Annotated in this window: 10 protein-coding genes; all 10 read left to right on the top strand. The window is 41.9% G+C overall.

The window, feature by feature from the left end; genetic code table 11:
• Positions 1–16: 16 nt before the first annotated feature.
• The 10 genes from LCD34_RS04130 to coaE all read left to right on the top strand — a co-directional run bounded on the left by LCD34_RS04130 (position 17) and on the right by coaE (position 12,404).
• Entirely contained in the window at positions 17–481 is a 465-nt protein-coding gene (locus tag LCD34_RS04130) for a DUF441 domain-containing protein (protein ID WP_017367832.1), read from the top strand.
• Positions 482–856: 375 nt separating this feature from the next.
• Positions 857–1,975: a citrate synthase gene (citZ, locus tag LCD34_RS04125; protein WP_008346063.1), complete on the top strand. Its 1,119-nt coding sequence runs from the start codon at positions 857–859 to the stop codon at positions 1,973–1,975.
• Positions 1,976–2,124: 149 nt separating this feature from the next.
• Complete coding sequence (icd, locus tag LCD34_RS04120; RefSeq protein WP_008346060.1) at positions 2,125–3,396, top strand: NADP-dependent isocitrate dehydrogenase; 1,272 nt, start codon at positions 2,125–2,127, stop codon at positions 3,394–3,396.
• Positions 3,397–3,430: 34 nt separating this feature from the next.
• Positions 3,431–4,369, top strand: coding sequence for a malate dehydrogenase (mdh, locus tag LCD34_RS04115; protein WP_008346058.1), 939 nt, complete (start codon positions 3,431–3,433; stop codon positions 4,367–4,369).
• A gap of 392 nt (positions 4,370–4,761) precedes the next feature.
• Positions 4,762–5,490, top strand: a complete 729-nt coding sequence (locus LCD34_RS04110) for a response regulator transcription factor (protein WP_007501691.1) — start codon at positions 4,762–4,764, stop codon at positions 5,488–5,490.
• Positions 5,483–7,225: a two-component system histidine kinase PnpS gene (pnpS, locus tag LCD34_RS04105; RefSeq protein WP_224558568.1), complete on the top strand. Its 1,743-nt coding sequence runs from the start codon at positions 5,483–5,485 to the stop codon at positions 7,223–7,225. The genes LCD34_RS04110 and pnpS overlap by 8 nt, the downstream gene beginning before the upstream one ends.
• 254 nt (positions 7,226–7,479) lie before the next feature.
• A complete protein-coding gene (gene polA, locus LCD34_RS04100) occupies positions 7,480–10,119 on the top strand; it encodes a DNA polymerase I (RefSeq protein ID WP_224558567.1) in 2,640 nt (879 codons plus the stop codon).
• Positions 10,120–10,144: 25 nt separating this feature from the next.
• The gene (gene mutM, locus LCD34_RS04095; RefSeq protein ID WP_224558566.1) at positions 10,145–10,978 is read left to right on the top strand and encodes a DNA-formamidopyrimidine glycosylase; all 834 of its coding nucleotides are present in this window, start codon (positions 10,145–10,147) and stop codon (positions 10,976–10,978) included.
• A gap of 174 nt (positions 10,979–11,152) precedes the next feature.
• Complete coding sequence (gene ytaF / locus LCD34_RS04090) at positions 11,153–11,785, top strand: sporulation membrane protein YtaF (RefSeq protein ID WP_007501684.1); 633 nt, start codon at positions 11,153–11,155, stop codon at positions 11,783–11,785.
• Positions 11,786–11,798: 13 nt separating this feature from the next.
• Positions 11,799–12,404, top strand: coding sequence for a dephospho-CoA kinase (gene coaE, locus LCD34_RS04085; RefSeq protein ID WP_224558565.1), 606 nt, complete (start codon positions 11,799–11,801; stop codon positions 12,402–12,404).
• Positions 12,405–12,414 lie beyond the last annotated feature (10 nt).

The raw sequence follows: 12,414 nt of genomic DNA, 5'->3' as shown, positions 1-12,414 counted from the left end.
AAGGAAGGGGCGGCATATGTTCACTCAAGCCAATTTATTTTTAATTCTTTTACTCGTCATTGCACTCATAGCGAAGAACAATTCGTTAATTTTAGCGGTTTCTGTGCTGATTGCGATTAAACTCATTGGATTGGACCAAAAAATTTTCCCGGTTTTGCAATCAAAAGGTATCAATTGGGGTGTGACGGTCATCACGATCGCAGTGCTTGTACCGATCGCAACAGGGGACATTGGATTTAAACAGCTTGGAGAAGCAATGAAATCCTCTTATGCTTGGATTGCACTCGGAGCGGGTATATTAGTAGCATTAATTGCAAAAAACGGCATTGTGCTACTCGAAAACGATCCGCATATCACAGCAGCACTTGTATTCGGTACGATTTTGGCAGTCAGCTTATTCAAAGGTGTGGCTGTTGGCCCGCTGATTGGTGCTGGAATTGCCTATTTAGCGATGCAAGCAGTGAAATTTTTCAGCGGTTAAAAAGAGAGTGGCTCATGCCACTTTCTTTTGATATTTTTTCTGACGTGAGCTTTTGCAAAAAAACATAATTAAATATATTAAAAGAAGCAAAATCCCTTTATTCCATGCCCGAACCGGAAGGCTGGAAAAAAAAATATCAAAAAAAATTATAGTTAAACATTTAACAAATGTCTGATTATTGTTTATAATGGGAATAGGCTTAATTTTGAACTCATTGATCAAACAAGAGATATGAGGCTAAAAGCGCTCTAACCGTATAGGTAAATGTAAGCATTTTCTTTTCTAAACCTGCCAGCCTATTTTGGTTGGATAGCGCTTTCAAAAAGCGAGAATTTTGCAACGAAGGGGAATCTTTTTAAAAAGGGGAGATTGAACATGACAGCAACAAGAGGTCTTGAAGGTATCGTGGCAACAACTTCATCCGTAAGCTCAATTATTGATGATACTCTTACTTATGTAGGGTACAATATCGATGATTTAACTGAAAAAGCGACTTTCGAAGAAATTGTCTACCTGTTATGGCACTTAAAGCTGCCGAATGAGCAGGAGCTAAGCGAGTTAAAGCAGCAGCTCAATGAAAATGCTCATATTCCGCAAGAGATCATTGAGCACTTTAAATCTTATTCGCTGGATGGGGTTCATCCAATGTCTGCGATTCGTACAGCGGTATCCTTATTAGGTTTACTTGATGACGAATCAGAGATTATGGACAAAGAAGCGAATTACAGAAAAGCCATTCGCTTACAAGCGAAAATTTCTGGACTTGTCGCTGCATTCTCACGTATTCGAAAGGGACTTGAGCCTGTACAGCCAAAAGAAGAATACAGCTATGCTGCAAACTTCTTATATATGCTAAACGGCGAAGAGCCTTCACCAGTAGAAATTGAAGCGATTGATAAAGCGCTCATTCTACATGCGGATCACGAATTAAACGCATCGACATTTACAGCACGTGTATGTGTTGCTACACTATCAGATATCTACTCTGGTGTAACAGCAGCTATCGGCGCATTGAAAGGACCACTTCATGGCGGCGCAAATGAAGGCGTAATGAAGATGTTGTCAGAAATTGGCGAAGTTGAAAACGTAGATTCCTATATTCATGGTAAGCTAGAGAAGAAAGAGAAAATTATGGGCTTTGGCCACCGCGTTTACCGCCAGGGTGACCCGCGTGCAAAACATTTAAAAGAAATGAGCCAGCGCTTAACAAATCTCACAGGCGAGCCAAAATGGTATGAAATGTCTGTACGCGCAGAGGAAATCGTGACATCAGAGAAAAATCTTCCACCAAATGTTGATTTTTATTCTGCTTCTGTCTATCACAGTCTTGGGATTGATCATGACTTGTTTACACCAATTTTCGTGATCAGCCGATTCTCTGGATGGATTGCTCACATTTTAGAGCAATATGACAACAACCGTCTGATCCGTCCAAGAGCTGACTATATTGGACCTGATCTTCAAACGTTTGTTCCGATCAGTGAAAGAGACTAATGTTTATAGAATAGTGGAGGCTGATCCATCTAAACCAATAATCAGCCTCCATATCAACAAAAAACGAATCACGTGAAAAACTTCTTGGCTTGCAGACATCAAGCTTGGAAGTTTCAAATATTCACTACATAACCTGGGAGGTAATATCATTGTCACAAGGCGAAAAAATTACAGTTACTGGCGGCGTATTGAATGTACCAAATAATCCAATTATCCCGTTTATCGAAGGGGACGGAATCGGTCCTGACATTTGGAAAGCAGCATCAAGAGTTCTTGAAGCAGCTGTAGAAAAAGCATATAAAGGTGAAAAGCAAATCACTTGGAAAGAAGTATATGCAGGTGAAAAAGCTTATAATAAAACTGGCGAGTGGCTTCCAGAGCAAACACTTGAAGACATTCGTGAATATTTAATCGCGATCAAAGGACCACTGACAACACCAATTGGCGGAGGAATCCGTTCATTGAACGTGGCACTAAGACAAGAGCTTGATTTATTCACATGCTTACGTCCAGTTCGCTGGTTCCAAGGCGTACCATCTCCTGTGAAACGTCCAGAAGACACAGACATGGTCATCTTCCGTGAAAACACTGAAGATATCTATGCAGGAATCGAGTATGCAAAAGGATCAGACGAAGTGAAGAAGTTAATCGACTTCTTGAAAAACGAATTAGGTGTGAATAAAATCCGTTTCCCAGAAACATCAGGTATCGGAATCAAACCAGTTTCTGAAGAAGGAACATCTCGTCTTGTCAGAGCAGCGATCCAATATGCGATTGACCAAGGCCGTAAATCTGTGACACTTGTTCACAAAGGAAACATCATGAAATTTACAGAAGGAGCCTTCAAAAACTGGGGCTACGAAGTGGCTGAAAAAGAGTTTGGCGACAAAGTCTTTACATGGGCACAATATGATCGTATTGTAGAACAAGATGGAAAAGATGCGGCAAACAAAGCGCAAAGTGAAGCAGAAGCTGCTGGCAAAATCATTGTCAAAGACAGCATTGCAGATATTTTCCTTCAACAAATTTTAACTCGTCCAGCTGAGTTCGATGTTGTCGCAACAATGAACTTAAACGGAGACTACATCTCTGATGCACTTGCAGCACAAGTTGGTGGAATTGGTATCGCACCTGGTGCAAATATCAACTACGAAACAGGACACGCTATTTTTGAAGCGACTCACGGAACAGCACCGAAATATGCTGGTCTTGATAAAGTGAATCCATCTTCTGTTCTTCTATCAGGCGTGCTTTTACTTGAGCACCTTGGATGGCAAGAAGCTGCTGATCTAGTGATTCAATCTGTTGAAAAAACAATTGCATCTAAAGTCGTCACGTACGATTTTGCTAGATTAATGGACGGTGCAACAGAAGTGAAATGTTCTGAGTTTGCTGACGAGCTCATCAAAAACTTGTCTTGATTCTTAAACTTTAAAGTTAAAGGGGAAAAAGGAAATGGCAAACAAGCGTAAAAAAGTATCTGTCATCGGAGCAGGCTTTACTGGAGCAACTACAGCATTTCTAACAGCTCAAAAAGAATTAGCGGATGTCGTATTAGTGGATATCCCTCAGCTTGAGAACCCGACAAAAGGGAAAGCACTTGACATGCTGGAAGCAAGTCCTGTTCAAGGCTTCGATGCGAATATTACAGGAACTTCTAACTACGAAGATACAGCCGGTTCTGATGTCGTGGTCATTACGGCAGGAATTGCAAGAAAGCCGGGAATGAGCCGTGACGACCTCGTGTCAACAAATGAAAAAATCATGCGCAGTGTGACACGTGAAATCGTTAAATATTCTCCAGAAGCGATCATTGTTGTGTTAACAAACCCTGTTGATGCAATGACATATGCAGTTTATAAAGAATCAGGATTACCAAAAGAAAGAGTCATCGGACAATCAGGAATTCTTGATACAGCACGTTTCCGTACGTTCGTTGCTCAAGAATTAAACCTATCTGTGAAAGATGTGACGGGCTTTGTTCTTGGCGGACATGGGGACGACATGGTTCCTCTTGTACGTTACTCTTATGCAGGCGGTATCCCGCTGGAAACATTAATTCCTAAAGAGCGAATTGATGCAATTGTTGAAAGAACAAGAAAAGGCGGCGGTGAAATCGTCAACCTATTAGGTAACGGTAGTGCATATTATGCACCTGCTGCTTCACTCGTTGAAATGGTTGAGGCGATCTTAAAAGATCAACGCCGCGTCATGCCGACGATTGCATACCTTGAAGGTGAATATGGCTACGAAGGCATTTACCTTGGAGTTCCAACAATCGTAGGTGGAAACGGCCTTGAGCAGATCATCGAGCTTGAGCTGACAGAAGAAGAAAGAAGTCAGCTTGACCGTTCTGTTGAATCTGTAAAGAACGTCATGAAAGTATTGTCTTAATATGAATAAAAAAGAAGGCTTCTCGTAAGAGAAGTCTTCTTTCAGATTGTTGACAAAGGGCTAAAATGTTGTTTATTTTAGCCCTTTGTCTTCTTTTCAGCGTGATAGAAAACCTTTGCAGTCTAGGAAGGGCGAGTACTGGCGCGGAGCGAATTTGACATTCGTGAGCACCAGCGCGCAGGACTGACACCGAATGCGAGGGTTTGTCTACACGCTGAGAAGGCTTCTCGTATGAGGAGTCTTCTTTTTGTTTACAAAGCCAATCTTGTCGAAATTTTAAATTGTTCTCTTGTTAAGCTTTCGTTAAAATGAAAGAGAAAGCATGACTTCTCGCTTTTCACATAAGATACAAAAAACCGGATGCAGGGGAAATCACTAATTGGAGGCACAACATGAATAAAAAAATATTAGTTGTGGATGATGAAGAATCAATTGTAACACTTCTAAGCTATAACCTTGAAAGGGCGGGCTACGATGTCGTCACAGCAAGAGACGGAGAAGAAGCGCTTGAAAAAGCAGCAAGTGAACAGCCTGATCTGATTGTGCTTGATTTAATGCTTCCGAAAATGGACGGCATTGAAGTGTGCAAACAACTGAGAATTCAAAAAATGATGTTCCCTATTTTAATGCTGACAGCAAAGGACGATGAATTTGATAAGGTGCTCGGTCTTGAACTTGGGGCCGATGATTACATGACAAAACCTTTCAGTCCTAGAGAAGTGGGTGCTCGGGTAAAAGCCATTTTGAGAAGAGCACAGCAATCTCAGCCGGCTCCCGTGCAAGAAGAGAAGGAAGAGATCATTGCAGACCAAATCAAAATTGGAGACCTGCGCATTTTACCTGAACATTACGAAGTCTATTTCCAAGAAGAACGTCTAGAGCTTACGCCAAAGGAATTTGAACTGCTTCTTTATTTGGCTAAGCATAAAGGCCGTGTCCTTACGCGTGATCTATTGTTAAGTGCGGTTTGGAATTATGACTTTGCAGGTGATACTCGTATTGTGGATGTGCATATCAGCCACTTGCGGGACAAAATTGAAAAGAACACGAAAAAACCAACATATATTAAAACCATTCGAGGCTTAGGCTACAAATTGGAGGAGCCAAAGCCAAATGAGTAAAGTGAGAACCCGCCTTTTTTCTGGGCTCATTTTTCTCCTGTTTATTGTGTTTGTTGCGCTTGGTCTTTTCTTGGATCATATGTTTCATATTTTTTATGAAACAAAATTAACCGAACGAATGGAAAAGGAATCGAGTTTTCTCCTTTCTTCAATGAATGTGGAAGATTTGAATGCGGAGCAAAACAAGAAAATTCTCAATCAAGCAAAGCAGCATCTCGATATGAATGCGTCGATTGTGGACGTGAAGGGGAATATCATACATACAACGGGTCAAGCAGAACAGAGGGCTGTCATTTTAAACACACTGAAAAGTGAGCAGCTCCAAACAAAAGGAACGTTCATTGAGGATGAGAAGGATGCGCTGTTTCATTATGCAGTTCCAATGATGAAACAAAACGAACCGGCGGGATATTTATTTCTTCATGCTTCATTCCAGCCTTTGAATGAGATTGATGGTCAGCTCTGGCTTGCATTAGCCTTTTGTCTTGGTTCAGCCATCATTATCATCGTCTTTTTTGGCTATCGCATGTCGATGAAGTATGTAAAGCCGATTGATTATGCCACAAAGGTGGCCAAACAGCTTGAACGAGGGAACTATGATACAAATAACTTTGAAGAGCTGATCATTGAAACAAGTGAACTCAATACATCAATGAAGCGTCTGGCAGAAAGTCTTCAAGACATGACAAGCGCTGGCGAAATGCAGCGAGATCGTCTGCAAACAGTCATTGAAAACATTGGAGCGGGGATTATTTTGATTGATAAAATGGGCTATATCCACTTAGTCAATCGAACATTCCGCAAGCAATTCAAAGTGCAAAAACACATTTACATGCACAAGCTGTATCATGAAGCCTTTACCCATGAAGAGATTATTGAATTAATAGACGAAATTTTCATGACAGAAACCAAGGTCCGAAAGTTCTTACGTCTCGCTGTTGACATCGAGCGGCGTTATTTCCAAGTCGATGGTGTTCCGATCTTAAGTACGGACGATGAATGGAAAGGAATTGTTCTTGTCTTTCATGATGTGACAGAAACAAAGCAGCTAGAACAGATGCGAAAAGACTTTGTCGCTAACGTGTCACACGAATTAAAGACACCGATCACGTCAATTAAAGGCTTTTCTGAAACACTTCTGGATGGTGCCATTGACGACAAAGAAGCGCTGACACAATTTTTGTCTATCATCCTAAAAGAGAGTATTCGTTTAGAAACGCTCATCCAAGACTTACTTGATCTCTCGAAAATTGAACAGCAGCATTTTAAGCTGAATATTCAAGAAGCCAATGCGACAGAAATCATTCAAGAGATTGAAGTGCTGCTAAAACAAAAGGCTGCTGAAAAAGGCATTGACCTACAAGTGCGTGTCCCGAAAGAGCCGGTCTATGTCATGGCAGATCCGCTGAGATTAAAACAAATTTTCCTCAACCTGATCAATAATGCTCTCACCTATACACCAGAGGGAGGAAGTGTCACGATCACAGCAAGACAGAGGAAAGACAGCTATGAATTTGATGTAGCAGATACAGGGATCGGTATGAAAAAGAGTGAAATTCCAAGAATATTCGAGAGGTTTTATCGAATTGATAAAGATCGAAGTAGAAACTCAGGCGGTACAGGGCTGGGTCTTGCCATTGTCAAACACCTTGTCGAAGCACATGAAGGAACGATTTCTGTTCATAGCAAACAAGGCAAAGGGACGACGTTTACCGTGAGTTTAAAGTCAAAATAGAGAAGAATGGAAAGTGGCGTTAAAATTTACATGATCTTTACAATGAATTCATGTTTTGTTAATCAATCATTGGTAGGATGTATAGGAACCCCTTCATCCAAGGAGCCAATTTTGGAAGGACGAAAACACTTGTTGTTTTCGTCCCTTTTTTATGCAGGCTCGTCTATTTTCTTTTCAAAATAAACTTTGATAAAATGAACATACAATGTGCGAAAGAGACGGCTGAGCCGGCTCAGTCGATGGAGGATTAAAAGATGACAGATCAAAAGAAATTAGTACTTGTGGATGGAAACAGCCTCGCTTATCGAGCTTTTTTTGCTTTACCGCTATTATCCAATGATAAAGGCGTACATACAAATGCCATTTATGGCTTTGCGATGATCTTAATGAAGATGCTTGAAGACGAGAAGCCGACTCATATGCTCGTAGCATTTGATGCGGGTAAAACCACCTTCCGTCACGAGACGTTTAAGGAATATAAAGGCGGAAGACAAAAAACTCCGCCAGAACTATCAGAACAAATGCCATTCATCCGTGAGCTATTAGATGCTTATCAAGTGAAAAGGTACGAGCTTCCGCAATACGAGGCGGATGACATTATCGGCACACTGGCTGTAGAGGCAGAAAAGGACGGCTTTGAGGTCAAGATCTTCTCAGGAGATAAAGACTTAACGCAGCTTTCAACAGACCATACAACAGTAGCCATTACGAAAAAAGGTATCACAGAAGTAGAATATTACACACCGGCACATATTGAAGAGAAATACGGACTCAGGCCAGATCAAATCATCGACATGAAAGGGCTGATGGGAGACTCATCAGACAATATTCCTGGCGTGCCTGGTGTTGGTGAAAAAACAGCGATCAAATTACTAAAGCAGTTTGAAACGGTTGAAAATCTGCTTGATCATATTGACGAAGTCAGCGGGAAAAAGCTAAAAGAAAAGCTTGAAGAATATAAAGAACAAGCGGTGATGAGTAAAAAGCTGGCGACGATTCTCGTAGAAGCACCAATAGATGTATCAAGCAAAGAGCTCGCCTATGAAGGTCCTCACATGGAGCAGGTCATCTCGCTTTATAAAGAACTGGGCTTTCAAACGCTGCTAGAGCGTTTAGGAGAAGCGCCAGAATCAGATGAACCAGTTGAAATAGATGAAATAGATGTGAAGAAAATGGCAGATGTTACGGAGGACATGCTGACAGATCACGCTGCACTTGTGGTAGAACAGCTAGGAGACAATTATCACGAAGCCGATTTGATAGGGTTTGCGATCCATAATGAGAACGGTGCATTTTTTATGACAAAAGAAGATGCTCTGCAATCTGAAGCATTTAAACAATGGGTACAGGATGAAACGAAGAAGAAATGGGTCTTTGATTCCAAAAGAGCGGTTGTTGCCCTCAGATGGCATGATGTCGATCTTAAAGGTGTCGATAACGATGTCCTGCTCGCTTCCTATGTGGTCAATCCGCAGAAATCTTATGAGGACGTTGCAAGTGTGGCGAAGGAATATGGCCTGAACATTGCCCTTTCCGATGAAAAAGTTTACGGAAAAGGAGCGAAACAGGCGATTCCACCTGAAGAAGAGCTAAAAGACCATCTTGGAAGAAAAGCAGCAGCGATCTCTGCGCTGCATGATTTGACCCTTGAAGCGTTAGAAAAAAATGATCAGCATGAGCTGTATGAAGATTTAGAGCTGCCACTTGCCCTCATCTTAGGTGAAATGGAATCTCTTGGGGTAAAAGTGGATGTTGAACGTCTTCAGAAAATGGGTGAAGAACTCACGAAGAAGCTGAAGGAATATGAAGAAACCATTCATCGGTTAGCAGGAGAAACATTTAACATCAATTCACCGAAGCAACTTGGTGTGATTTTATTTGAAAAATTAGGACTACCCATGATCAAAAAGACCAAAACAGGCTACTCTACGTCTGCGGATGTCCTTGAAAAGCTTGAAGACAAGCACGAAATTATTCGGTCCATTCTGCATTACCGTCAAATAGGAAAGCTGCAATCCACTTATGTGGAAGGCTTAATGAAAGTGACGCGCAAAGATACGCATAAAGTGCACACAAGATTTAATCAGGCACTTACACAAACAGGAAGACTAAGCTCAACAGACCCAAACCTTCAAAACATCCCGATTCGTTTAGAAGAAGGCCGAAAGATTCGTCAAGCGTTCGTCCCGTCAAAAGAAGGCTGGCTCATGTTTGCGGCTGATTATTCTCAAATTGAGCTGCGTGTACTCGCGCACATTTCTCAAGATGAGAACTTGATTGAAGCCTTTACGCAAGATATGGATATTCACACGAAAACAGCAATGGATGTGTTCCATGTCTCAGAAGAAGAAGTGACTTCCTCTATGAGAAGACAGGCCAAAGCTGTCAACTTCGGAATCGTGTATGGAATTAGTGATTATGGACTGTCTCAAAACCTTGGGATCACAAGAAAAGAAGCAGCGGCCTTCATTGAACGTTATTTAACAAGCTTTAAAGGCGTGAAAACCTATATGGAGGACATCGTGCAGGAAGCAAAACAAAAAGGGTATGTGACCACGCTTCTTAAACGTAGACGATATATTCCAGATATTACAAGTCGCAATTTTAATGTGAAAAGCTTTGCGGAAAGAACGGCAATGAACACACCGATCCAAGGCAGTGCCGCCGATATCATCAAAAAAGCGATGATTGATATGGCACGAAAGTTAAAAGAAGAGAACCTGCAGACAAATCTGTTATTGCAAGTGCACGATGAATTGATCTTTGAAGCGCCAAAAGAAGAAATCGCCATATTAGAAAAAATCGTCCCTGAAGTCATGGAAAATGCACTTCAGCTCGATGTGCCGCTAAAAGTCGATTTCGCTTCAGGTCCATCTTGGTACGACGCAAAATAAAGAGAGAGAAAAAGGAGCGAGGAGCATGCCGGAATTACCAGAGGTTGAGACCGTCCGGCGCACTCTTCAGCGGTTAGTCAAAGGAAAAACGATTGAAACGGTCGATATCAAATGGCCAAATATCATCAAACGTCCTGGGGAACCGGAAGAGTTCGCTAGAAGGATGGTAGGAGAAACCATTCAAACCATTGAAAGAAGAGGGAAGTTTCTACTCTTTCATTTAGACCACTATGTGATGGTCTCCCATTTAAGAATGGAAGGGAAATACCGTGTACATGAAACTGGTGAGCCTTATGATAAACATGTACACGTCGTCTTTACGTTCACAGATCGTACCGAACTTCGGTACCATGATGTCCGTAAATTTGGGACGATGCATCTATTTCAGCCAGGCGAAGAAGAAAAAGAACTTCCGCTATCACAGCTGGGGTATGAACCTTTTTCAGACTCATTTACACCAGAATATTTATGGGAGCAATTAAAGAAAACCTCCCGCGTGGTCAAAACGGCTTTACTTGATCAAAAGATTGTGGTTGGCCTTGGTAATATTTATGTAGATGAAGTGCTGTTTAAATCAGGCATTCATCCAGAAACAAAAGCGAATCAGCTAAGTCTTGCATCTTGCAAGGTGCTCCACAAACATATTATTGATACGCTTCAAGTGGCTGTTGATGCAGGAGGTAGCACCATTCGTTCCTACATCAATTCACAAGGTGATATTGGGACTTTTCAATTACAGCTTCTTGTATATGACCGGCGGGGAGAACCTTGCCAGACGTGCGGAAGTATCATAGAAAAAACAGTGGTTGGAGGGCGCGGCACTCATTTTTGTGTGACCTGCCAAAAACGCCCTTCATAAAAGTAAGCCGTCAGCATGCTTCCTTTTTGCCATGCATACGATAAAAAACATTCTTTTTTCAGCAAGGTGTAGACTGACACACAGCCCACCTGCTCTTCATATAGTGAAGAAGAGTCTAAGGACGCCTAGAGACTCTTGATCATCGTTGCATGAACAGAAAGGAAGAGTACAGGTATGATTTCGTTTTCGCTTCTGTTTTTAGCTATTGCCGTCAGCATTGACAGCTTTTCTGTAGGTTTTACGTATGGTCTTCGCAAGATGAGGATTCCATTTAAAGCCATCGTTATTATTGCTTGCTGTTCAGGAATTGTGTTGCTCATTTCCATGCTGATTGGCAGCCTGCTCACGACATTCCTCCCTGTCTCAGTGACAGATAAACTGGGTGGAGGCATCTTAATTGCCATCGGACTTTGGGTTCTGTATCAATTTTATAAACCAGCGAAAGAGCGTGATTTGCTCCTTCATGAAAAAACACTTCTCAATGTAGAAGTGCAGTCTCTTGGGCTTGTCATTCATATTTTGCGAAAGCCTACAAGTGCAGATATTGACCGCTCTGGCACCATTAATGGAATGGAAGCGGTGCTTCTTGGAATTGCTTTATCCATCGATGCATTTGGTGCAGGAATTGGTGCAGCGATTCTTGGTTTTTCTCCAATTGTCATGAGCATCACGGTCGCTGTGATGAGTTCTCTTTTTGTATGCATCGGACTGCGTGCAGGTCATTATTTGGCCAATTGGCGCTGGATCGATAAACTCGCATGCTTACCAGGGCTGTTGCTCATTTTAATTGGGGTGTGGAAGCTGTAAAGGAGGAAACGAATTGACGCTCGTCATTGGATTAACAGGCGGGATTGCTAGCGGAAAAAGCACAGTCTCGCAGATGATAAAAGAGAAAGGCATTCGGGTGGTGGATGCAGATATCATTGCAAAAGAAGCGGTTTCTAAAGGAGCGCCTGCCCTTCATCAAATCGTTCAAACTTTTGGTGAAGAGGTTCTTCTGCCAAATGGTGAACTGAACCGGCAGCAGCTTGGAGCGATCATTTTTTCTGATGAAGAGAAAAGAAAAAAGCTCAATGCCATCGTTCATCCTGAAGTCAGAAAGGAAATGCTCGAGCAGCGTGATGAAGGGGTGAGCAACAATGAAACATTTGTTGTGCTTGATATCCCGCTCCTATTCGAGAGCAAGCTGGAAGGGCTAGTCGACCGTATCATTGTTGTGTACACGACGCCTGATTTGCAGCTGTCGCGGCTCATGAATCGAAACGACCTGAGTGAGGAAGAAGCGCTGAAGCGCATTCACTCCCAGCAGCCTCTTGAGGAGAAATGCCAAAAAGCAGACCGTGTGATAGAAAACACAAAAGATCTCGCTTTTATTAGAAAGCAATTAGAGAACATATTAAACGAATGGGAACATACAGATAAGTAAGAGTACATAC

It is taken from the genome of Bacillus sp. RAR_M1_44, from assembly GCF_020165935.1.
GTDB lineage: Bacteria > Bacillota > Bacilli > Bacillales > Bacillaceae > Bacillus > Bacillus altitudinis.
This window is presented reverse-complemented; position numbering and strand designations above follow the sequence as displayed.